We start from the raw sequence: 23514 nt of genomic DNA on the forward strand, positions 1-23514 counted from the left end.
TGAAGTCGCACCTCGGCGGCACGGGTTCGATCCCGTAGAGCCGTGCGGCGTTGCGTCCCAGGATCTTCGCCTTGAGCTCCTTCGTGAGCTCGGGGTAGCCGTAGCGCTCCTGGAGCTCGCCGGAGATGTGGAACGCCCGGAGCGCCTGGATCTGCGGCTGCGGCGAGCCGTAAAACAGGCAATCGGTTCCCCACACGACGTTGTCCTCGCCGACGTGCTTCAACAGTTTGCCGAGCACGTGAGCGGCCTGCGTCGGCGAACGCATCAGGTTCCACCACGTCGAGCCGAGCTCCGCATAGACGTTCTCGTTCGGTCCGATGCCGGCGCGTTCGAGCGACGTGATCAGCCGGTTGACGCCCTGCTCGGCCGTCGTGTTCGTGTACGGACCCTCGAACTCACCCGACTCGTAACCCGAGTGATACACGACGAAGTTCACGTCTTGGTGCTTCCGCGCGGCAGGACCGATGTCGATCGGCGATGAGTACCGGCTGCCGCCGCTGAACCCCTTGTGCACGCAGATCGTTCGGATCCCGAGCTCGACGCTCTTGCGGATGAACGGCTCGCCAACCTGCGGCAGGCCCGCTTCGTGGTCGTCGAGCCACCACGCGCCGCCGCCCGGATCGAAGAAGTCGGGGAAGTGCGTGAACGTCTTCCACGCGACGATCGGATACCGACGCGCGGTCTGCTCCATCCCGTCGAGCACGGATTCGAGCGAGCCGACGTTCGGCAGCACCTGGCCGTGAAGCATCACGCGCTCGTCGCGGCACAGCCCTTCGACGATCCGTCGCGTCTCGAACATGATCTCCGGCGACAGCGGTGAACCTTCGGGATAGATCGGGAGCGCGGAGAGCACGACGACGTTGGTGTCGCTGCGAATGAAGAACGCCTCCAGGAAGTGCTCGATCGAGTAGCACACGCGCGGATCGTCCTCGCCGCAGTACTGCTGCGGGAAGTTCGCGTAGAAGCCCTCGCCGTGGAAGACCGGGTTCACGTCGTACTCGAGCAGGTGGCCCTGCACGTCCATGATGAACTCCTCGCCCCCGAGCGCCTCCTCCGCCGCCTCCGGTTCGGTCGTCGCCTCGGGCGGAATCGTGAAGCCGCCACCGGGCTCTGCGCTTTCGTACGGCGACCGGCGCGCCCGCTGTTCTTCCCGTGTGCAGGCATCAAGCGAAAGCAGCACGACCGAAGCCGCGCACAACGAACGAAGGAACCGTCGGCGCGGCATGGCCAGACGATCCGCCGTCGCCAGGCAGTCGATCCGCGCGCGCCGAACGGCCTCGCGCGCGACCTCCGACAGCGGTCGCGGGTCGTACTCCCCATTGGAGACCGGCCCGAACTCGATCGGCAGGATCGGAGGGTCGCTCAGCGCTTCATCGCTCACGGGCTTAGATGAACGACTGTCACCCCTGTTCGATGGTTCCCGTGACGTCCGGCGACGGAGCGCCGATCGCGTGGTACCCGCCATCCACGTGGACCAGCTCACCGGTGATACCTCGTGACAGGTCCGAGAGCAGGAACGCGATCGCGTCTGCGACCGGTGTCGCGTCGTTGACGTCCCAGCCGAGCGGGGCACGAGCGCCCCACCCGTTCGCCAGCGCGTCGAACCCGGGGATGCCCTTCCCCGCGATCGTTCGCAGCGGTCCCGCCGAGACCGTGTTCACGCGGATCTTGAACGGACCGAGGTCACGCGCCAGGTACCGCGTGATCGACTCGAGCGACGCCTTGGCCACGCCCATCCAGTCGTAGATGGGCCACGCCACTCGCGCGTCGAAGTCCATCGAGACGATCGCGCCGCCGCGCTCGCGCATCCTCGGCAGCAGCTCGGTGGCGATCGCCTTCAGCGAGAACGCGCTCGTCCTGATCGCCGTCGCCACGCTCTCCCACTCGGTGTTCAGGAAGTTGCCGCCCAGCGCGTCCTGCGGCGCGAATGCGATCGCGTGGAGGAACCCATCGACGTGCCCCCATCGCGTTCCCAACTCGTCCGACACGGCGCGGATCTGCTGCGTGTCGGTCGCGTCCATCTCGAGGACGTCGACGGGGTTCGCCAACCGTTTGGCCGATCGCTCGGTGAGGCTCATGGCGCGACCGAACGACGTCAGGACGATCTCCGCGCCCTGCTCCTGGAGGGCATTCGCGGCGGCGAAAGCGATCGACTCCGGTGTGAGGACACCGGTGACGAGGAGCTTCTTGCCTTCGAGCAACATCGACGAGTCCCTTCTGGCGCCTCCGGCGTGCGACGCGGCGCTTCGAGCCGCATGCTATTGGTAGCGCCGTGGAACTGAAAACCGCGGCGAAGGTCGACCTGCATCGACATCTCGAGGGTTCGATCAGACTCCAAACGCTGATCGAGCTGTACCGCGAGGCGGGCGACCCGCTGCCCGAGACGCGCCCGGAGGAGTTGGCGCGCCGAGCGCAAGTTCTCAAGCCGATGGCGAGCCTCGAGGCCGTATTGGCAGTGTTCGGCATCGCCCAGGGAGCGTTCTTCGATCCCGCTGCAACCGAACGGATCGCGTACGAGGCGGTCGAGGACTGCGCCGCCGACGGCGTTCGACTCGTCGAGCTTCGGTTCTCCCCGCACTTCCTATGCGAGCGTCACGGCCTCGATTGGGACGACGCGATGGAGGCGATCGTCCGCGGCGTCGAGCGAGCGTCGCGCGACCACGACGTCGCGGTCGGGCTGATTGCGATCGTCAGCCGGAACTACGGGATGCGGTCGGCCGAACGGACGGTCGAGTTCGCGGTCCGGAACCGCGACCGGCTCGTCGGGTTCGACCTCGCCGGCGACGAAGAGCCGTACCCGCCGTCCCTGTACGTCGACGTCCTCGAGCCGGTCGTCAAGGCCGGGCTGCCGATCACCGCGCATTACGGCGAGTCTGGCGGGCCGCAGTTCCCGCGCGAGGCGATCGAGGCACTCGGCGCGGTGCGCCTCGGCCACGGCGTGAGCGTGGCCCACGACCCCGAGGTGACGGCGCTCGCGCGCGACGCAGGCGTGACCCTCGAGATGTGCCCAACGTCGAACGTTCGGACACACGGCGTCACGCGGCTGGAGGAGCATCCGGCGCGCCGCCTGCTCGACGAGGACGTGCGCGTAACCATCAACACCGACAATCCTGGGTTGTTCGACGTGAATCTGACGCACGAGCTCGAGGCGTGCCGCGACGTCCTGCGCTTCACCGACGAAGACATTAGGCGCATCACGGCGAACGCACTCGACGCGACGTTCCTGGACGAGAGCGTCACGACGCCCGTTCGCAGCCGTCACTTCGCTTGGCTGGATGCTTGAGCTACCGATTGATCAGCTCGCGAGCTCGATGCGGCCAGGAGACGGACCGGATTCATAAGGAGTTCCGTCCGGACGGCGCCACAGGAGGTCGCCGGTCGCCTCTCGTTTCACCGACCACCCGTGCTCGTGCACCAGCCGGTGGTGGAACGAGCAGATGAGGGTCAGGTTGTCAAGATCGGTCCTGCCGCCGTGACGCCACCATCGAATGTGGTGGGCCTCGGTGAACCGGCGGGCGCCGCACCCGGGGAAGCGGCACTCCTGGTCGCGATGACGGACCTGTCGGAGCAGCCACGCAGGCGGCTCGCGAGAGACTCGGCCGATGCCGAGGACGTCGCCGTCGCGGTCCTCCACTACGGTCTGGACCCGAGCGTTGCACAACAGACGCCGTACCGACTGGGGGTGGATCACGGGGCCGCCCTCGATCTCGCACCCGCCCCTGTCTCGCTGCAGGCCGTCCAGTCGGGCGTGGACGACGACGGTGGCACGATCGGGCTCGGGGTCGGTGGCGATCCGGGCCGAGCACAGGGCTACCAACGCGTCGGCCCGCCGTGCAGAGGCGTACACCTCGTCCTCCTCGCCGGGTAGGGCGGCGATCTTCTCCGCCTCCCGCTCCAGCGCCTTGATCACGATGGGTCCTGAGGCTGCGGGGAGGTCCGCCTCAAGCCCAAACCGGCGTCCCTCATCGAAGTACCACCAGGTCACCTCGCGGCTCCGCTCTGTCTCCCGGACGTCGGCGACCGACATCTTTGCCTCAAGGTCTGCCCGACGGCGGATCGCACCGACCGAGACGGTCGTCGCCCACCGGATCAGTCGCGCTTCGGCGTCGGGCTTCGCGAACCGGGCCAACTCCACCACCTTGTCGATGCCGAGTTCCCCTCGCTCCAGCGCCTCGGCGATCAACGGCAGGTTCTGGAGGGCGTGGGCCGCGGCGACCCACCGCCTCGCCTTCCACTCGGAGACGCCGTAGCGGATGGCCAGCCAGTGCGCGGTGTCGCGGGCACCGCAATCTCGCCAGACCTCGGCCCGATCGGCGTCGGCGATCAGACGCAGCATCCCCCTTTGCGCGCGACCGACGTCTGCGTTCGCACTGTCGAGTGCAGCAGTCAGCGGATGCGTCGCGACTTCGAACATAAGTGCGACGCTAACACCCGCCACTGACACTCGATTGAGTGTTCGACACGCGCGGCGACGTTCGAGTTGTCGTGTTCGATCAGTTAGGGATGACTACGTCTGCGCGCTCATCGCGGGCAAGACGTGCACGAGCGGCAGATGCACGGGTCGCAGCGATTGAACTACTACAAAAACGCTACTGATTCCCTCTGTGGAACAGCTCGTAACCCACTTGCGTCCTCGGACACCCCGGCACGCCTCACGCGCTGGATAGGATGGCTCAACATCGACCGCGAGAGGGACGAGACGACATGACCGAACCGATCAATGCTGCGCGTGACCTGATCGACCGATACTGGGAGAGGCTGCTCGAGCTCGAACCGCTCCTCGGGACCATGGTCGGCGACGAGCGGTACGACGATCGGCTCCCCGACCCGAGCGACGCCGGCCGTGCGGCGCGCGAAACGCTTCACCGCTCGGCGCTCGAGGAGCTCGCACTCCTCGATCGCGACCTCGAGGACGTCGACCTGCGCACCACGCTCGACGTGCTCGAGGCGATCGCTTCCCGCGAGATCGCCGCGCTCGAGCACCGCGTCGACCGCTTGCAGTCCGTCAGCCACCTGTGGGGTCCCGGCGGGATCATTGGGGAGCTCGCCTCGATGCAGCGCGCCGACACGCCCGAACGCCTCGACCGGTACGTCACTCGACTGGGGCACGCGCCCGAGTTCTACGAGGCGGTCATCGGCGTCACGAAGGACGGACTCGGCGCCGGCGTCACTGCGCCGCGCGTCGTCGTCGAACGAGCCGTGGCGCAGGTCGAGCGCGTCCTGGCGACGCCGGTCGAGGAGTCGCCCGGACTCTTGCCGCTTTCGCAGGACGACGCGGCCGGGCGCGAACGAGTCATCGAGACGCTCCGCGACCGTTTCATGCCGGCGCTCTCGCGCTACCTCGACGCGCTCCGCGAGTACCTGCCGTCGGCAACCGAGACGATTGGCCTGCACGCCCTGCCGGGGGGCGACGAGATCTACTCGGCCCAGATCCTGTCGTGGACCACCCTGCCGCTCGAGGCGCAGAAGGTGCACGACCTCGGGCTCGAGGACCTGGCGAAGATCCAGGAGGAGCGACGTCTGGCGGCGGGGCAGATCGGCGCCGCCGATCCGAAGGCCGCCGTGGCGCTTCTCGACCAGCGTGGGAACCGTGCCCGGACGAAGGAGGAGCTTGTCGCTCTCGCCGAGTCACAGGTCGCCAAGGGATGGGACGCGGCTCGCACCTCGTTCGGCCGGATGCCGTCGGAGAACTGCACGGTGAAGCCGGTGGAGGAGTTCCGCGAAGCCGACATGCCGTTCGCCTTCTACCAGCCGCCGTCCGCCGACGGGTCGCGCAAGGGCATCTACTACGTGAACGGCGGAGACCTCGAGGGCAAGCCGCTCCACCATCTGGCCACGACGACGTACCACGAGGCGAACCCGGGCCATCACTTCCAGATCGCGATCGAGCAGGAGCTCGGCGAGCGGCCCGCGCTCCGGCGGTTCGGCGGTCTCATGGCCGGGTCCGCGTTCGCCGAGGGGTGGGGCCTGTACAGCGAGCGACTGGCCGACGAGATGGGTCTGTTCGAGAACGAGGGCGAACGCCTCGGCATGCTCGACATGCAGGGGATGCGCGCGGCGCGGCTCGTTGTCGACACGGGGATCCACGCGTTCGATTGGACGCGCGAGCAGGCCATCGACCTGCTCGAGCAGGCCGGGGTCGCGCACACCGATGCCGTGATCGAGACCGACCGATACATCGCGCTCCCCGGTCAGGCACTCGCGTACAAGACCGGACAGTTCGAGATCGAACAGCAGCGCGCCGACGCGACCAAGCGCGATGGGGACGCCTTCTCGCTGTCGGCGTTCCACGACCGGCTGTTGGCGCTCGGCTCGCTCCCACTGTCGGCGCTGCGGCGGGAGCTCTCCCGCACATAGCGCACGCAGTAGGACGCGGACTAAGCCGGCTTCTCCGCGCGAAGGATTACGTAGTCGACGAGACCGTTCCGCCACAGCAGCTCCGTGGCCGAAACGAACGTTCGCGCCGCGACCCGCATCGTCAAGGGGGCGCGCGTCGTCTCGAGTCTGCGGCGAACGAACCGCAACGCCGGCCCGATCGTCCTGTCGCCGACTGGCCTCGCTTCGACCTCGTCGAACCCGGCCGCCCGAGCCAACGCCACGATCTGGCCGACGGACGCGGCCGCGCTCGCGCGGAGGCCCCACACGCGCAGTTGCGCTAGGGCCGCCGCGCCCTCGACCGGTCCCCGCGGCATCCGGTTGGTCGCGATGTCCGACATCGACAGCATGCCGCCGGGGCGCAGCACGCGGAACGCCTCGGCGAGGAACCGGCGCCGAGACGAGAAGTGGAACGCGGCCTCGACGCTGATCACGCCGTCGAAACTGTCATCGCGCAGCGGCAGCCGGGCCGCGTCGCCGTTCACCGCCAGCGCGCCGCCCTCCTCGAGCCACGCGCGGCCGGCCACCAGCTGCGACCGCGTCACGTTCAGCGCGACGAGCCGGCTCGGCTCCGCTATCTCCGCGATGAGCGGGTCCTGAGCGCCGAGCCCGTTCCCCACGTCGAGGACCGCACTGCCCTTGGGAAGCTCGGCCGCGAGCGTTTCGACCAGCCGCCGAACGGCGACCGGCGCCTCGTCCGGATCGCTCCCATCGCCGTGCCAGAGGCCCAGGTTTAACCAGCCGTCGTCGAGCGCCAGGAAGAAGTTCGGACCGATCGAGTCGTAGACGGCGGCAGCGGGATTCCGTCCCTGCTTGAAGAAGGCGGCGGCGTGCCGCAACCGCTCCCGTGTCCAGACCCTCATGCCCAAAGCGTAGGACCGGTGCGCTGCACCTCTCGGTTTGCCCTATCCACCCGGACGCGTTGGAATGGAGGTCCCGTCGGAAGGAGGAACGCAATGGACAAGGTCGTGCACTTCGAGATCCCGGCCGACGACACCGCCCGAGCAAAGGAGTTCTACGGCTCGATCTTCGAGTGGGAGATCCAGGACATTCCCGAGGTGCAGTACACGATCGCCATGACCGTTCCGGTCGACGAGAAGCAGCTGCCGACGCAACCGGGTGCGATCAACGGCGGCATGTACAAGCGATCGCCCCAGAACCCGTCCGCGCCCGTCATCACGATCGAGGTCCACTCGATCGACGAGGCGCTCAAGAAGATCGAGGCGGGTGGCGGCGAGACGCTCACGCCGAGGACGGAGATCCCCGGCATGGGAGCGTTCGCCTACTTCAAGGACACCGAGGGCAACGCACTCGGCCTGTGGGAGACCACGCCCACCGAGTAGCGACCTCGCGAGGGTTGGGGCGGCGCTAGGCTGGCGCCCGGCCGTCACCCCCGAGAGGAAGACGATGACCACCACCGTCGATCGAACGCGCCTGCGCGAGCTCACCGAACGCGAGCTCGCGCGCTTCGAGAGCGACCATCCAACGAGCCGTTCGCTGTTCGAGCGCGGCAATGCGAACCTGCTCGCGGGCGTGCCGATGCCGTGGATGACCGAGTGGGCAGGCCCGTTTCCGGTGTTCGTCGCGGAGGCCGAGGGCGCGCGGTTCCGAGACGTCGACGGCCGCGAGTACGTCGACCTCTGCCTCGGCGACACCGGCGCGATGACGGGCCACGCGCCGAAGACCGCGGTCGAAGCGATCGCCTTACAGGCGGCGAAGGGCATCACGCTGATGCTCCCCACCGAGGACTCGATCTGGGTGGGAGCGGAGATGCAGCGGCGATTCGGCCTCCGCTTCTGGCAGTTCTGCCTGACCGCGACGGACGCGAACCGCTTCACGATCCGACTGGCCCGAGCGATCACCGGCCGGCCCAAGATCCTCGTCTACAACTACTGCTACCACGGCTCGGTCGACGAGACGATCATCACGATCGAGGACGGCGCCACCGGCTCGCGCCCGGGGAACATCGGTCCGCCCGTCGACCCGAACGAGACGACGCGCGTCGTCGAATTCAACGACGTCGAGGCGCTCGAGCGCGCGCTCGCGCACGGCGACGTTGCGTGCGTCCTGGCCGAACCGGCGCTCACGAACATCGGCATCGTCCTGCCGGACGACGGCTACCACGACGCGTTGAGAGAGCTCACTCGGACACATGGGACGTACCTGGTGATCGACGAGACGCACTGCATCTGCGCGGGGCCCGGCGGGGCCACGAAGGCGTGGGGTCTCGAACCGGACTTCCTGACGATCGGCAAGCCGCTCGCGAGCGGCGTTCCGGCCGCGTGCTACGGCATGACCACGGAGGTCGCGGTCCGCGCGCAGGCGTACATGGACTCGCTCCCGACGACCGACGTCGGCGGCATCGGCGGGACACTGTCCGGCAACGCGCTCAGCCTCTCGGCGATGCGCGCGACGCTCGAGACGGTGCTCACGGACGAAGCGTTCGAACGCATGATCGCGCTCGGCGAGCGATGGGCCGACGGCGTGAAGGACGCGATCGAGCGGTATCGCCTCCCGTGGGAGGTCCAGCGGCTCGGGTGCCGCGCGGAGTACTGGTTCACGCCCACCCCGCCTCGGAACGGAGGTGAGGCCGCGGCTGCCGACGACCACGAGCTCGCGCGTTTCACGCATCTGTACGCGCTGAACCGCGGGATCCTCCTCACGCCGTTCCACAACATGGCGCTGATGTCGCCGGCGACCACGGAGGACGACGTCGACGCCCACTCACGCGTGTTCGCAGAGATGTGCGCGGAACTCGTGGCGTAAAGGCGCGCGGATGACTCGCTTACCGGCTCAAAGCCGGTGCCAGATCCTCGTTTCCCACTCCAGACCCTCGGTGCCTGCCGTCGCGTTGAACTGATCCCCGTACTTCTCTGACGCTTCGTGCATCTGATCGTGCGACTCCCACTCCTCGAGGAGCGTCACCTCGTTCGGGTCGCTCTCGGCCTGGTAGACGCCGACGGACTTCCCACCGAAGTCTCCCAACCTCGGCTCCCACTCCGCGTATGCCTTCCTGAAGCGCTCGACATCAGGAGCGCGAACCCGCATCTGAACGAGGACCGACATGAATCCCTCCTATGGGTGAGGACAGCGGGAGGCAAGCACCGTTCCGACGTGAGCGCAAATCGCGTGGCTACCCGCGACTCGCCCGCAGCGCCTGGCGGATTCGCACACGGCCGGGCCGGAGCACCGCGGCCGAGTAGATCCTCGTCGCGAGCGGAACGAGTGCAACCGTTGCGGCGACCGTGATCGCCACCGACAGGAGCGCGCCGAGCAGACTTGTTTCGCCGAGCACGATGCGCGACGGCATGACGAGCGGCGCCGATGGCGGCAGAAGCGACGCGACCGTCGCGAGCGTCGACGACGGGTTACCGATGGCGTTCAGGCCGATGAGGAACGAACCCACGATGAGGAGCGTCAGCGGCGTCATCGTGCTCTGAAGGTCCTCCTGACGTGGAACGATCGAGCCCGCCACCGCGAACAGGCCCGCGTAGAAGAAGAACCCGAAGACGAACCACACCAGGACGATCCCGATCGTCGCGATCGCGCCGGAGGGGAAGTCCAGCGATCCGACCGTCTGGGCCGCGATGAGACCGACCACCCCGATCAGGAGCAGCTGCAGCAACCCCAGCACGCCGATCCCGAGGATCTTCCCGCGCAACAGCTGCGATGGACGAACCGTCGCCAGGAGCACCTCGACCACGCGGGAGGACTTCTCCTCGACCACTCCGGCCGCTACCCAATAACCGTACGCGAACAGCTGCCCGTACAGGGCGAGGACTCCAACGAACGCCACGGCCGAGTTCTCGCGCCTGCGATCGTCGACCGGCTCGAGCGCGCGGATCTCCATTGGCGCCTGATCGAGCGCCGCGCGGATCTGCTCATCGCTGAGGCCGGTTCCGCGCAACGCCTCCTCGGTGCGCATGCGTTGCGATACCGCCTGCACGATGCCGACGAGCTCGGCGGACGGCTCCGACCGAACGACGATCTCGGCACCGCCGATCACCGCCGCGTCGAGTCGACCGTCCCGCACCGCCGCCACAGCCGCCGCGTCGTCGGACGCCGTGACGAGCTCGACGTCGACATCCAGCAGTTGCGCGGCCTGGACGCTGCGCTCCGCGACCTGGCGCGCATCATCCACGGCACCGAGCCTGTACCGCGTCTCGCCGCCGAGCACCGACGTTCCCACGATCACGCCGACGAGGACGATGAGCGTGATCGCCGTCGAGATCAGGAAGCCGCGGTCCCGGCCACGTTCGACGAACTCCCGACGCGCAACGATCGCCCACACGCGTTTGGTCGCTGTCGGTGCGCTCACGATCCGACCACCTCGCGGAAGATCTCCGATAGCGTCCGGCGAACCACGCTGAAGTGACGGATCTCTCCGGCCGAGCGTGCTCCGTCGAGAACATCGCCCTCGCGAACCCCGTCGTCGAGCTCGACCACGCCGCCGTCGGGAACGCGCTCGACGACGCGAACGCCCGGGAGACGATCGAGCCACGACCCGTTCGGTGCGCCCACCTCGATGCGTACCAGGCGTCGGGAATCCGACGCACGGAGCTGCTCGATCCCACCCGCGGCGACCACGCGACCGCGATGGATCAGCACGATCGAGTCGCACAAGCGCTCGACGAGCTCGAGCTGGTGGCTCGAGAAGACCACCGGAACACCGCTCTCCGCCTGCCCCCGAAGCACCCCCGATAGCACGTCGACGCCGACGGGATCGAGTCCGCCGAACGGCTCGTCGAGCACGAGCGCGTCCGGCCGGTGAACGAGTGCGGCGGCGAGCTGAACGCGCTGCTGGTTCCCCAGCGACAACGTCTCGGTTCGGTCGCGCGCGCGTTCGGCAACGCCGAGGAGCTCGGCGGTTCGCTCGCCCTGCCGCCGCGCCGTGTCGCGGTCGAGACCATGGAGCCGCGCAAGGTAGACGAGCTGATCGAGGACCCTCATCTTCGGGTACAGGCCGCGCTCTTCCGGCATATAGCCGAACCGGCGGCGCGTCTGGAAGTCGACGGTTCGTCCGCGCCATCGCACCTCGCCCCGATCGGGAGAAAGGACTCCGAGGACGATCCGCATCGCGGTGGTCTTGCCGGCACCGTTGGGGCCGACGAAACCGACGATCTCGCCCTCGGGGACCGAGAACGACACGTCGTCGAGGGCGATGACGTCTCCGAAGCGACGCGACAGACCCACGAGCTCGAGCAGCACTACGCTCCGGAGATCACGAGGACGGCCTTGCCGTTCACCCGGCGCTGCATCAGGGCATCGATCGCCGACGCCGCGTTGGTCCACGGCACCTCGAGGTCGATCGACGAGACGAGCCGTCCTTCGGCGACGAGCGCGGAGAGGGCGGCGAGACGTGCCGTTCCGATGCGGCCCCGAAGCAGCTCGTACACGACGAAGTAGCCGAGCATGCGCGCCGACCCCTTCCGGTAGAAGGTCCGCGGGTCGAAGCGCGCCGGCTCGTTCGAAGAGTTTCCGAACGAGACGATGATGCCGTCGGGGCCCACGCGCGAGACCGCCGCGGACAGCGAATCTCCCCCCACCGAATCGGCGATCAGGTCGAACTCTGGACCCTCGCTCTCGAGACCCACGACGATCTCATCGGCACCGAGCTCCCGAAGGCCAACCCCGCGTTCGGGGCGCCCGACGATGGCGGTCACGGTTGCGCCGGCCATCTCGGCCAGCTGCACGGCGAATCGTCCGACGCCCCCCGCGGCACCGGTGATGGCGACGCGCCGCCCGAGCAAGGATCCGATCGGCGACAGCACACCCACCGCCGTGAGCCCGGCGACCGGCAACGTCGACGCGGTCTGGAACGACAGGGAGTCCGGGATCTCGGCCAGATGATCGGCACGGACCGCGACGCGTTCGGCCCACGCTCCGCCGTTCGCCCAGCCGACCACGCGCGCTCCTTCGGAAGGACCTCTCGCATCCGCGGCCGGCCGGACGACGACGCCGGCAAGGTCCCATCCCGGCCGCCAGCCCTCCTCAGCGCTTCCGAGCGCGACGCACTCGCCCCGGTTCAGGGAGACCGCTTGCACCTCCACGAGGGCGTGATCCGCTGCCGGTGCAGGTTCGTCGACCTCGCGAATCTGGACGCCGCCGGACGCCGCGACGAGCGCCCGCATCAGGGCACGATCTGGCGGGGCATGGAGAACCCGGGCGCGGCGTTCTGCTCGGCGTGGATCAGGTGCATGAGCGCGTTCACCTGCGCGAGGTGTGTGAACGCCTGGGGGAAGTTCCCGAGATGACGCCCCGTACGCGGGTCGATCTCCTCGGCGTACAGCCCGAGCGGGCTCGCGAACGAAAGCAGCTTCTCGCAGAGCTCTCGAGCGCGGGGGATCTCTCCGATCTCCGCGAGCGCCGAGACCAACCAGAACGAGCAGATCGCGAACGTTCCCTCCTCGCCCGAAAGCCCGTCGTCGGTCTCCTCCACCCGGTAGCGGAGCACGAGCCCGTCGACGGTCAGCTCATCCGCGATCGCCAAGACCGTCGCGCGGATCCGTTCGTCATCCGCCGGTAGGAACCTGACGAGGGGCAGCAGCAACAGCGATGCGTCGAGGGCGGTGCCTCCGTAGTGCTGAGTGAACACGCCTCGATCGTCGAGGCCGTGGGCGAGGACATCGGCGTGGATCTCGTCGGCGACCGCCTGCCACTTGTCCGTCAACGCCTCCTCGCCGCGACGACGGGCGAGGCGCGCGCCTCGGTCGAGCGCCACCCAGCAGTACATCTTCGAGGAAGTGAAGTGCTTCGGCTCTCCCCGCACCTCCCAGATACCGCGGTCCGGTTCACGCCAGTGCACGATCGCGGCGTCGACCTGCGCCATGACGAGTGGCCAAGCGCGTTCACTGATGCGGTTCCGAGACTTCGTGTGGAGATACACCGAGTCGAGGAATACGCCCCAGACGTCGTTCTGCCTTTGGTTCCATGCGTCGTTGCCGATCCGCACGGGCGTCGCGCCTTCATATCCCGACAGGTGGTCGAGCGTGTGCTCCGTCAGTTCGCGTTCGCCGCCGACGCCGTACATCACCTGCAGGTCCTGACCATTGTCGGTCCTGTCGGCGACGAACTCGAAGAACGCATCGGCCTCGGAATCGAATCCGGTCGAGTACAGCCCCCACAGCGCGAACGCCGAGTCTCGGATCCAGCTGTACCGGTAGTCCCAATTGCGCTCTCCGCCCGGCGTCTCGGGTAACGACGTCGTCGCCGCCGCGACGAGGGCGCCGGTCGGCGCGTACGTCAGCCCCTTCAGGGTCAACGCGCTGCGCTGGAGGTAGATCCGCAACGGGTGATCGGGGAACTCGCCGTGGTTGAGCCATTCGCGCCAGAACTCCTGCGTTCGCCACACCCGGTCGGCGGCGTCCTGATAGCTCGTCGGAGGTTGGTGCGCGGACCACGAGAGCGCGACGAAGCGCTCGTCGCCCTCGCGGAGCGTCGTGCTCGCATACGCGCGGCGTCCCTCGAACCCCATGCGGAGATCCGACGTGAGTCGAAGCATCAGATCGCCGTCAGGTGTGCGCGCCTCGGCAGCCGAATATCCCTCCCCGAGGTACTCCCACGCGACGGTCGATCGCGCGTAGTCCGGCGCGGGCTCGCAGTCCATCACCAGCTCGACGTGACCGTTCACGCACCGGATCGTGCGGAGCAGGCAGTGCTCGGCCTCGTAATCGTCGGGCGGACGCTGGTAGTCGACCGCCCGTTGGGTGTCGTCGTACCACGGGCCGATCAGCAGCGCGTCGCGGACGATGATCCACCCCGAGTGGGTCTGCCACGTCGTCTCGAGCACGAGCGTTCCCGGCACGTACCGCCGGCCTGCCGGAACGGTGACGTCGCGCGGGCCGACGCGGAAGTGTCCGGCCGATCGATCGAGCATCGCCGCGAACACCGACGGCGAGTCGGGTCTCGGTAAACAGAGCCATTCGACGTTCCCGCTCGGCGCGATGAGCGCCTGGACGTGACGATCCGAGAGGAAGCCGTACTGCGCGATGGGCGGGAACGGACTCGCGTCCGCGTACGGGCCCGTGCGCTGCATCCGCGGATGGTATCGCCGTAACCGGCTGGAGACGCCGACGATCCGCTCTTCGGAGAGTCCCGACGCTACGCCGCGACGAACGGTTCGGTCTCGGGCGGCCTCGGCATGTCGACCTCCGACACCTCCCCGCGTTCGAGCGCGATCGCCAACACCTCGTCGATCGTCTCCACCGGATGGAACGCGATCTCCTCGCGAACCTGCTCGGGGACGTCGTCCAGGTCGCCCTCGTTCCGCTTGGGGAGGATGACCTCCTTCAGTCCGGCGCGGTGCGCCGCGAGCACCTTCTGCTTGAGCCCGCCGATCGGCAACACTCGCCCCTGCAGCGTGACCTCACCAGTCATACCGACGGTGCTCTTCACCGACGTCTGCGACAGCAGCGACGCGAGCGCAGTCACCATTGTCACGCCTGCACTCGGTCCGTCCTTCGGCACGGCGCCCGCCGGCACGTGAACGTGGAATCGCCCCCCGAGCGACGACGCCGGCACGCCGAGCTCCTCAGCGTGCGATCGCACGTAGCTGAGCGCTATCTGAGCGGACTCCTTCATGACGTCGCCAAGCTGTCCCGTCAGCATCAGCGCGTCGGGGCCTTCGCCCTCCATGCGCGTTGCCTCGATGAACAGCACGTCGCCGCCGGTGCCGGTTACGGCGAGACCCGTCGCGACGCCCGGTACGCTCGTGCGCTCCGCGGCCTCGAAGAAGAACCGCGGACGTCCGAGGTAATCTCGGACGTCGATCACGTCGACGTTCACCGGCGCGTGAGCGTCTCCCCGGGCCAGCTTGGTGGCCACCTTCCTCAGGACCTTGCCGAGCTCGCGCTCCAGGTTGCGCACTCCGGCCTCGCGCGTGTAGTCGCCGACGACCTGACGGATCGCTCCGTCCGTGACCGTGACCTCGTCCTCGTTCAGCCCATTGCGTTCGAGCTGTCGGCCGAGCAGGTGGTATCGGGCGATGGCGACCTTCTCGTCCTCCGTGTAGCCGTCGAGCCGGATGACCTCCATCCGGTCGAGCAGCGGCCCGGGGATCGTCTCGGCGACGTTCGCCGTGGAGATGAACAGCACCTCCGAAAGGTCGAGATCGACCTCCAGGTAGTGGTCGCGGAAGGTGTGGTTCTGCGCGGGATCGAGCACCTCGAGCAGCGCGCTCGAGGGATCGCCGCGCCAGTCGGCGCCGACCTTGTCGACCTCGTCCAGCATCATCACCGGGTTCTTGGTACCGGCTTCCTTCAGCGCGCGCACGATGCGGCCGGGCAGCGCACCGACGTACGTCCGCCGGTGGCCGCGGATCTCCGCCTCATCGTGGATGCCGCCGAGCGAGATGCGGACGAACTTGCGACCGAGCGCTCGGGCAACCGACTCGCCGAGTGAGGTCTTTCCCACGCCCGGTGGTCCGACGAGCGTGAGGATCGCGCCCGAGCCCCGCCCCGACGCCGGGCCGAGCCCGCGCTCCTCACGCAGCTTGCGCACGGCGAGGTACTCGACGATGCGGTCCTTCACGTCGTCGAGGCCCTTGTGGTCCTCGTCGAGGATGCGTCGGGCATCACCGATGTCGAGGTTGTCCTCGGTTCGCACGCCCCACGGAATCTCGGTCATCCAATCCAGGTACGTGCGGATCCAGCCGTACTCGGGCGACTGCTCGGAGGTGCGCTCGAGCCGGCCGAGCTCCCGCTCGGCTTCCTTCCGCGCGCCGTCGGGCATGTTCGCCTCGGCGATCTTCCTGCGGTACTCCTCGGCGACGTTCTCCTCGGAGTCCTCGCCCAGCTCCTTGCGGATCGCGTCCATCTGCTGACGGAGGATGAACTCCCGCTGGTTCTTCTCGAGGCCCTCGCGGACGTCCGTGCGAATCTTGTCCTTCAGGTCGAGCTCGGCCAGAACGTCCTTCGCCCACTCCAGCACCGTCTCCAGGCGCCGCTCGACGTCCAGCGTCTCGAGAACGTCGACCTTCTGCTCGAACGACAGGTCCGGCGAATAGCCGGCGGTGTCGGCGATCTGACCGGGATCGGAGATACCCCGAAGGAACTCGGCGACCTGAGGCACGCCGCGCGCCTCCACGATGCTCTCGAGCGTCGCGCGGTACTCACGTGCCAGCTCGTGCGCTCGGGGCGAGGCGACCTCGTCCGGCCGCGGGTCGACCTCGACCCAGACGGCGTCGCCGGTACCCGGAACCCCACGGCTGATGACGGCCCGATGCATTCCGCGGATCACGAGCGCTTCCATCCCGTTCTGGAGGCGCCCGACGTCCTCGACCTTGGCCACCGTCCCGACCTGCGCGAAGCGCTGGCCGACCTTGGGGACCAGCAGGATCTCGCCGCGGGTCGCGTCGGCGGCCGCGATCGCCCGGCGTGCGTCGTCGGACTCGACGGTGAGGGTGATGACCATGCCGGGCAGCACCACGCCGGTGGTGAGCGGCAGGAGGGGCAGGATCTGGGTGTCGAGCTGAGCCATCTCTCGTCTCGCTCCTATCTCGTGGAACCGACAGCCGTCGGCTGCCCGTTGCATCTGCAGTTCCAAACGGACCGGCCACCGTGCCTATTCCAAGTGTAAGCGGCATTACACCGATGGTAGGTCGGTTCCTCTGGGACGCACCCAGCCGTACCTCGCGCCCGTGTGAGCGGTTCACCGACCGCCTAGCGGCCTCGACGCTCGGGCTCAAGGTCGGAGATGAGAAGACGATGGTGAAAGATGGCCTACTGCAACCCGTGCGGTACCGCCCTGGGAACCATCCCCTGAACGAAGGGGGCTGATAGCGGGATGCCGAGGTCCAGACAGCGGCTCGTCGCGGCGATCGTCGCCTTCGTGGTGTTCGGCGGCGCCGGCGCGCTCGTTTGGGCGGCGCTCGGACCCGGGGACGACCCGCCGCCTCCGATCGGCGAGTACGAAACGACGCTCTACGAAAGCGACGCGGTCGTCCTGCAGAGCTCCGAGCACGGCGCCGAGCTGTGCGTCGGCGCAGTCGCCGACTCCTATCCGCCACAGTGCAGCGGCATCCCCATCTCCAACTGGAACTGGGGCATGGTCACAGGTGAGGAGTCGGCGTCGGGAACGACGTGGGGTCAGTTCCATGTCGTCGGCCGGTACGACGGCTCGGAGTTCATGGTGACGAACGCCGGTCCGTACCGACAGCCACCGCCCGACGACGGAGATCCGTTCGCGGCGCCGTGCCCCGAACCGGAGGGCGGCTGGATCGCGACGAACCCCTCACGCGCGACGGAAGAGCATCTCCAGATGGTGATGCGCGCGGCCGAGCGCGAGGGCGACTCGGCGGGTATCTGGGTCGACTACCTGGTCCCGCCGGAGATGGTGGACGAGGGAGCGGTCGCACCGAACGACGTCCTCCTGGTGGCCGCGTTCACCGGTGACCTCGTACGACACGAATCGGAGCTTCGCCAGATCTGGGGCGGCCCGCTCTGCGTGACTCGCCACAACCGAACGATGAAGGAGCTCGAACGGATCCAAGCCGAGATCGCGTCCGAGGTCGCCGACCAGCTCGGTATCGAGAAGACGTGGTCGTCGATCGACGTAACGGCGAACGAGGTCGAGATCGGCGTCGTCGTTGCGGACGAGGACGTTCGCGAGGCGCTCGACGAGCGGTACGGGCCCGGCGCGGTCGAGCTGCATCCGGCCCTTCTGCGCGTCCAGTAGTCGGACCATCCAAAGGTGCGCTGCGGTCGTCCCGTTCACACATGGGCTGTAGGATGCGTCGCTCGTGGACGCGACCATCCACGTCGAGGGGATCACCAAGCGTTTCGGCAACGTTGAAGCGCTCCGGGGGGTCGACCTGAAGGTTTTCCCCGGGTCGGTGTTCGGTCTGCTCGGGCCGAACGGCGCCGGCAAGACCACGATGATTCGGATCCTCACGACGTTGCTGCAACCGGACGACGGGCAGGCCACCGTCGCGGGGTATGACGTCGTTCGAGACGCCGAGCCACTGCGTCACGTCATCGGGCTCGCCGGGCAGTACGCGGCCATCGACGAGAACCTGACCGGTCAAGAGAACCTGGAGATGGTCGGCCGGCTCTACCACCTCACGGCGGAGGAGGCGACTCGACGCGGCGAGGCCGTGCTCGAGCGATTCGAGCTCACCGACGCCGCTCACCGGGTCGCCAAGACGTACTCCGGCGGAATGCGACGGCGCCTGGACCTCGGCGCCAGCCTCGTCGGCCGGCCACAGGTCCTGTTCCTGGACGAACCGACGACGGGACTCGATCCGCGGAGCCGGCTCGAGATGTGGGACATCATCCGTGAGCTCGTTCGCGACGGGACGACGCTGCTGTTGACCACGCAGTACATGGAGGAAGCGGACCGCCTGGCCGACTCGATCGCCGTGATCGACCAAGGGCTCGTGATCGCCGAGGGGACAGCCGACGATCTGAAGACGCGTGTCGGCGGGGAGGTCCTGGCCATACGTGTCGCCGACCGGACGCAGATCGGAGCCGCCGCTGGGGCCGTCCTCGGACTCGGGCCCGGCGGCGGCAACGCCGACAACGAGCGCGGCGAGATCACCCTCCCCGTCGGCGACAACGGGACGGGGATCCTGACCGAGGCCATCCGACGGCTGGACGCCGAGAAGATCGCGCTCGCCGACGTCGCGCTTCGTCGCCCGTCGCTCGACGACGTGTTCCTGTCGTTGACCGGCCACGCGGCCGAGGACGGCGGTGGGACAGGACCGGGCGAGGAACAACAGCGAGGGAGGAAGGGGCGATGAGCGCCGCGACGACAACGACGACGCAGGTCGCACGGAGTCGGACCCGCCTCGCACTGTCGGACTGGTGGGTGCTCACCAAGCGGAACCTGCTCACCTACATCCGCAAGCCGGACCTGCTGGTGTTCTCGACAATCCAGCCGGTGATGTTCGTGCTGCTGTTCGTCTACGTGTTCGGCGGCGCGTTCGAGATGATCCTGCCGCCGAACGTAACGTACGTGGACTTCCTGATTCCGGGGATCATCGTCCAGACGTCGATCTTCGCGGCGCTCCAGACGGGCGTCGGGCTCGCCGACGACCTGCAGAAGGGGCTCATCGAGCGGTTCAAGTCGCTGCCGATGGCGCGTTCGGCCGTTCTCGCCGGACGCACCGCTGCCGACACCGTGTCGGTCGTGTTCCAGATCGTGCTCATGGTCATCGTCGGCGTCCTGATCGGGTATCGGCTCCACGAAGGGATCACCGAGGCGGTACTCGCGTTCGTGTTGATCGTGGCCGTCGGGTACACGTTCACCTGGGTGGCGGCGTTCGCCGGCCTCGCGTTGAAGAGCGTCGAGGCGGTTCAGGCCGCGACGTTCACGATCGTGTTCCCCGTCATCTTCGTCAGCTCGGCGTTCGTTCCGGTCGACTCGATGCCGGGCTGGATCCAGCCGATCGCGCGCAACAACCCCATGACGATCTGGGTCGACACCGTGCGGTCCCTGACGCTCGGCGACCCGTTCACCGACAGCCGGAGCCCCCTGTTCCAGAGCATCCCCGATCTCGGCGCGCTCGCTTGGCAGTCGCTCGCCTGGATCGCCGTCATCCTGGCCATCGCCGTGCCGGTAGGCGTTCGTATGTACCGCCGCACCTAACGGCGCCGAACGGCTCGGTCAAACGCCAGGCCCTCTCTCGAGCACGCACCTTCGCGCCCATCGCGGCGTTCAGGTGTCCCCAACCGGTGCCGATACGTCCTCGGGAGAAGGAGCGTTCATGCAGGCACCGACGGCACCAGGCAACGCCCCTGCCGGTCTCCCAGGCGTAGCGCTCCCACGTCCTCCGGATGACGTACCGGCCATCGAGACCTCCGGGTGGAACGCCGGCTCCGTCATCGCCGTGATCGTGGCCACCGCGCTCCTCGTCGCCGGCGTCACGCTGTTCCTGAACCGGATTCCGGCCGTCGAGCTGCCGGAGGGGTTCGGCGGCCTCCCACAGGCGCGCGGTCCCGAGATCGACGAAGTGCTCGACGAGTTCCATCGCGAGGTCGAAGGGCTGGGCATCCACGGGGACATGGGGCTGTACGGGACGGACGCGTTCCCGACCGTCGCGCTCGTATGGGTCGAAGATCCGTCGGTCGATACGGCCGACGAAGCATGGAACGCCTTCGCCGCGGGCTTCAATCAGGGCTTGCCGGCAGGTTCCCTCGACGAGACGGGGCGGACCTCCGAGCTCGTCGGCGGTGTGGCCTACCTGTGCGCGCAGGTGGATGCGGCCCCGCCGTCGAACGTGTGCCTGTGGGAGGAAAGCCAGGTGTTCTGGATCCTTGTGGACCTCTCGGGAGCGTCGCAGAACGGCACGCAGGATCTAGCGGTCACCGCGCACGACGCGATCGCCGCATAGCCGCCCAACCTCGCGGAACATCTCCGACGGCCCCGGGGTTGTGACGTTGGGTCGTTAGAGTCCCCGGTGCCGAAGAGGAGCTGGCACGATGTCATTGCTCGGTTTCGAGGGCGAGAACGCGCGGGAGAAGGTTCTCGTTCTTCTCACCATGTGTTTCGCCCTGGCGATGGCGATGCTCGACAACACCGTCGTCAACGTGGCGCTGCCGACGATCAGCCGCGAGCTCGACGCCGGGGTCAGCGAGCTCCAGTGGATCGTCGACGGCTACGTCCTCGCGTTGGCGTCGTTCCTTCTGACCGGCGGCATCGTGGGCGACCGCTACGGGCGCAAGAAGACCTTCCTCACCGGGCTGGTGGTGTTCACCGCCGCTTCGCTCGCGTGCGGACTGTCGCAGGACACCGCCCAGCTGATCGCCGCCAGGGCGATCCAAGGTGTCGGCGCGGCACTGCTGCTCCCGGGAACGCTGTCGATCATCACGGTCACGTTTCCGCCGCACGAGCGCGCCCGCGCGATCGGCCTGTGGGCCGGCGTGTCCGGGCTTGCCCTGGCACTTGGTCCGACCGTGGGGGGTCTGATGGTCGAACGCCTGGGCTGGGAGTCGGTGTTCTTCCTGAACGTCCCGATCGGTGTGATCGCCTTCCTCGTGGCGACGCGAACCGTGCGCGAGTCCACCTCACCGGAGCTGCGACGCCTCGACGCGCCTGGCCTCCTGCTCGGAACCTCGGCCTTGTTCCTCGTGACATACGGGCTCATCGAATCGAACGAGCGCGGCTGGAGCGACCCGTTGATCGTCGGCTCGCTGGTCGCGTTCGCGATTTTGCTCGTCGCGTTCCTGGCGTGGGAGCGACGAAGCCCTCACCCGATGATGCCGCTTCGTTTGTTCCGCATCCCGGCCTTCTCCGCCGGAAACACCGTCGCGTTCAGCGTGTCGCTCGGGATGTTCGCGACGTTCTTCTTCATGAGCTTGTACATGCAGACGATCCGGGGGTACACGGCGTTGGAGGCCGGCGTGCGCTTCCTTCCATTGACGCTGGCGGTCATCGTCACGGCGCCGAACGCCGGGCGCTACGCGCAGAAGCACGGCTCGCGCATCCCGATGACGTACGGGCTGACCTTGGCGGGCGGCGGCCTTCTCGTGTTGTCACGTCTGTCGCTCGATACTCCGTACCTGTTGATGCTGCCGGTCTTCGCCGTCATGGGTCACGGCATCGGCGCGACCATGGCGCCGATGACGGCCGCGGTGATGAACGCGGTTGGTTCGGAACGCGCCGGGCTCGGCTCGGCCATGACGAACACGTCGCGCGAGGTCGGCGGGGTTTTCGGCATCGCCCTGCTCGGCACGGTGCTCACGACGAGGCTGCGGCACGTAATCGAGCCGGCGCTGACGCCGCTGGGCCTGTCGCCGCAGCAGCAGGCCGCCGTCGCCGACGCCGCCGGTCACGGCAACATCGACCCCGCGCTGCTAGCCACGCTGCCGTCCGATCAACAGGCCCGCGTGATCGACGCGTTCCGTACCTCGTTCATGAGCGGGTTCCGGATCTCGCTCGTCATCGGTGGACTCGTGCTGTTGACCGCGGCCGTCGTGGCGAATCGCTTCATTCCGGGGAGAGCCGCGGCGCGCGAGGTGATGGCCGAGCGCGACGGGCTCGCGCCGGCGATGGAGCTGTGATCCACTTTCCTCGAGGGGGTTCGAGATGGAAGACGAGAACGTGATCTCTCGCATCGAGGCGCTCGCGCACGAAGAGCACGAGCTATTCGAGAAGGAAGCCGAAGGCGACGTGTCGACGGCGGACCGGGAGCGCCTGAAGGGCATCCAGGTCCAGCTAGACCAGTGCTACGACCTGCTCAGGCAGCGTCGAGCGCGGAGAGCAGCCGGCCTCGATCCGAACGATGCGAACGTGCGAGACGAGACGACCGTCGAGGGCTATCTTTCGTAGCTAGATGGACCCCCGCCTGCCGGAACCACCGGGAAGCCCGCGGCTCCTTCGGGCCCGCGGAGTCGGCGAGATCCTCGTCGACGCGTTCGAGATCTACCGGCGCCACTGGCAGAACCTCATCGCGATCGTCGCCGTGGTCGTCGTCCCCCTCACGATCCTGCAGGTCGCGCTGGTCGACGCGTTCATCGACGACGTCCAAGTCCAGGAGCTTCCGGACGGAACAGTTCAGGTCACCGGCGAGGTTGGGTCGGCCGTCGCCGGCGGAATCGTCGTGGCCGTGGTGTTCACGCTCGCCTTCCTGGTCCTGACGGGCGCGGTGACGAGAGCGGCCGCCGGGACGTTTCTCGCCCGGGACCTGACGATCGCCGAGACGTACCGCTACGGCTTCGCTCGACTCGGCTCGATCCTACTCGTCGCTGTACTCGTCGTCCTCGCGGTCGCCGCCGGCTTCATCTTGCTCATCATCCCGGGGTTCATCGTGCTCACGCGGCTGTGGGTGTCGATGCCCGCGGTCGTCATCGAGGACCGGCGGGGACGGGAAGCGCTCAAGCGGTCGTGGAGTCTGGTAACGGGCTACAGCTGGCCGGTGTTCGGCGCGATCATCGTCTCGGGTCTGCTCACCGGACTCTTCAGCGGCCTTTTGACGGCGGTGTTCCCCGACAACCTCGCCGGGCAGGCGATCGGACAGTCGATCGCCACGGTCCTCACGACGCCGTACTCGGTCCTCGTCGGCATCCTGATCTACTTCAGCCTTCGGGTACGCAAGGAGGGCTACGGGGTCGAGGATCTCGAACGAGACCTCGCGCGAACCGAGGTGACCTAGTCCCCTAGGCCCGCCTCGCCCGGTGGAGCCCGACGGGCGCCGACAACCCC

20 protein-coding genes and 1 pseudogene are annotated in these 23514 nt (G+C 68.0%); 11 read left to right on the plus strand and 10 right to left on the minus strand.

Annotation, left to right across the window (positions count from 1 at the left end; translation table 11 throughout):
- Positions 1-1381, minus strand: a 1381-nt coding sequence (locus VFA08_13705) for an amidohydrolase family protein (GenBank protein ID HYZ14643.1), incomplete at its 3' end; no start/stop codon positions are given.
- 19 nt (positions 1382-1400) lie between these two features.
- Positions 1401-2204, minus strand: coding sequence for an enoyl-ACP reductase FabI (gene fabI, locus VFA08_13710; protein HYZ14644.1), 804 nt, complete (start codon positions 2202-2204; stop codon positions 1401-1403).
- 68 nt (positions 2205-2272) lie between these two features.
- On the opposite strand from fabI, the gene add reads away from it, so the two are divergent.
- Positions 2273-3283 carry an adenosine deaminase gene (gene add, locus VFA08_13715; GenBank protein ID HYZ14645.1) on the plus strand — a complete coding sequence of 337 codons (1011 nt, stop codon included), beginning with the start codon at positions 2273-2275 and terminating at the stop codon, positions 3281-3283.
- Between the two features lie 12 nt (positions 3284-3295).
- Here add and VFA08_13720 read toward each other — a convergent pair whose 3' ends face one another.
- On the minus strand, positions 3296-4414 hold the full coding sequence (locus tag VFA08_13720) for a DUF222 domain-containing protein (GenBank protein ID HYZ14646.1): 1119 nt from the start codon (positions 4412-4414) through the stop codon (positions 3296-3298).
- A gap of 290 nt (positions 4415-4704) precedes the next feature.
- On the opposite strand from VFA08_13720, the gene VFA08_13725 reads away from it, so the two are divergent.
- Positions 4705-6357: a DUF885 domain-containing protein gene (locus VFA08_13725; protein ID HYZ14647.1), complete on the plus strand. Its 1653-nt coding sequence runs from the start codon at positions 4705-4707 to the stop codon at positions 6355-6357.
- 20 nt (positions 6358-6377) lie between these two features.
- Here the strand turns inward: VFA08_13725 and VFA08_13730 are convergent, their stop codons facing one another.
- Positions 6378-7238 carry a methyltransferase domain-containing protein gene (locus tag VFA08_13730; GenBank protein ID HYZ14648.1) on the minus strand — a complete coding sequence of 287 codons (861 nt, stop codon included), beginning with the start codon at positions 7236-7238 and terminating at the stop codon, positions 6378-6380.
- Positions 7239-7331: 93 nt separating this feature from the next.
- Between VFA08_13730 and VFA08_13735 the strand changes: the two genes are divergently transcribed.
- Both VFA08_13735 and VFA08_13740 read left to right on the plus strand, forming a co-directional pair.
- Positions 7332-7718 (plus strand): VOC family protein, encoded by a 387-nt coding sequence (locus VFA08_13735; GenBank protein HYZ14649.1) that lies wholly within the window; start codon positions 7332-7334, stop codon positions 7716-7718.
- 64 nt (positions 7719-7782) lie between these two features.
- Entirely contained in the window at positions 7783-9141 is a 1359-nt protein-coding gene (locus VFA08_13740) for an aspartate aminotransferase family protein (GenBank protein HYZ14650.1), read from the plus strand.
- 27 nt (positions 9142-9168) lie between these two features.
- Here VFA08_13740 and VFA08_13745 read toward each other — a convergent pair whose 3' ends face one another.
- From VFA08_13745 to lon, 6 genes and pseudogenes are all read right to left on the minus strand, one after another.
- On the minus strand, positions 9169-9441 hold the full coding sequence (locus VFA08_13745; protein ID HYZ14651.1) for an antibiotic biosynthesis monooxygenase: 273 nt from the start codon (positions 9439-9441) through the stop codon (positions 9169-9171).
- Positions 9442-9508: 67 nt separating this feature from the next.
- Positions 9509-10693, minus strand: coding sequence for an ABC transporter permease (locus VFA08_13750; protein HYZ14652.1), 1185 nt, complete (start codon positions 10691-10693; stop codon positions 9509-9511).
- Positions 10690-11583, minus strand: a complete 894-nt coding sequence (locus VFA08_13755) for an ATP-binding cassette domain-containing protein (GenBank protein HYZ14653.1) — start codon at positions 11581-11583, stop codon at positions 10690-10692. The genes VFA08_13750 and VFA08_13755 overlap by 4 nt, the downstream gene beginning before the upstream one ends.
- Entirely contained in the window at positions 11583-12506 is a 924-nt protein-coding gene (locus VFA08_13760) for a zinc-binding dehydrogenase (GenBank protein HYZ14654.1), read from the minus strand. The genes VFA08_13755 and VFA08_13760 overlap by 1 nt, the downstream gene beginning before the upstream one ends.
- Positions 12506-14380, minus strand: a pseudogene (locus VFA08_13765) (glycoside hydrolase family 15 protein). Before VFA08_13765 ends, VFA08_13760 begins: the two are co-directional and overlap by 1 nt.
- A 95-nt stretch (positions 14381-14475) precedes the next feature.
- Complete coding sequence (gene lon, locus VFA08_13770) at positions 14476-16851, minus strand: endopeptidase La (protein HYZ14655.1); 2376 nt, start codon at positions 16849-16851, stop codon at positions 14476-14478.
- Between the two features lie 306 nt (positions 16852-17157).
- On the opposite strand from lon, the gene VFA08_13775 reads away from it, so the two are divergent.
- From VFA08_13775 to VFA08_13805, 7 genes are all read left to right on the plus strand, one after another.
- Positions 17158-18048 (plus strand): hypothetical protein, encoded by an 891-nt coding sequence (locus VFA08_13775; GenBank protein ID HYZ14656.1) that lies wholly within the window; start codon positions 17158-17160, stop codon positions 18046-18048.
- Between the two features lie 64 nt (positions 18049-18112).
- On the plus strand, positions 18113-19111 hold the full coding sequence (locus VFA08_13780; GenBank protein ID HYZ14657.1) for an ATP-binding cassette domain-containing protein: 999 nt from the start codon (positions 18113-18115) through the stop codon (positions 19109-19111).
- Positions 19108-19959, plus strand: coding sequence for an ABC transporter permease (locus tag VFA08_13785; protein ID HYZ14658.1), 852 nt, complete (start codon positions 19108-19110; stop codon positions 19957-19959). Before VFA08_13780 ends, VFA08_13785 begins: the two co-directional genes overlap by 4 nt.
- Before the next feature lie 118 nt (positions 19960-20077).
- The gene (locus tag VFA08_13790; GenBank protein ID HYZ14659.1) at positions 20078-20704 is read left to right on the plus strand and encodes a hypothetical protein; all 627 of its coding nucleotides are present in this window, start codon (positions 20078-20080) and stop codon (positions 20702-20704) included.
- Between the two features lie 88 nt (positions 20705-20792).
- On the plus strand, positions 20793-22373 hold the full coding sequence (locus VFA08_13795; protein ID HYZ14660.1) for an MFS transporter: 1581 nt from the start codon (positions 20793-20795) through the stop codon (positions 22371-22373).
- A 25-nt stretch (positions 22374-22398) separates the two neighbouring features.
- Positions 22399-22641: a DUF2630 family protein gene (locus VFA08_13800; GenBank protein ID HYZ14661.1), complete on the plus strand. Its 243-nt coding sequence runs from the start codon at positions 22399-22401 to the stop codon at positions 22639-22641.
- 4 nt (positions 22642-22645) lie between these two features.
- Positions 22646-23464, plus strand: coding sequence for a hypothetical protein (locus tag VFA08_13805; protein ID HYZ14662.1), 819 nt, complete (start codon positions 22646-22648; stop codon positions 23462-23464).
- Positions 23465-23514 lie beyond the last annotated feature (50 nt).

Source organism: Actinomycetota bacterium (assembly GCA_035640355.1).
In the GTDB taxonomy this organism is placed as follows: Bacteria; Actinomycetota; UBA4738; order UBA4738; family HRBIN12; genus CALGFI01.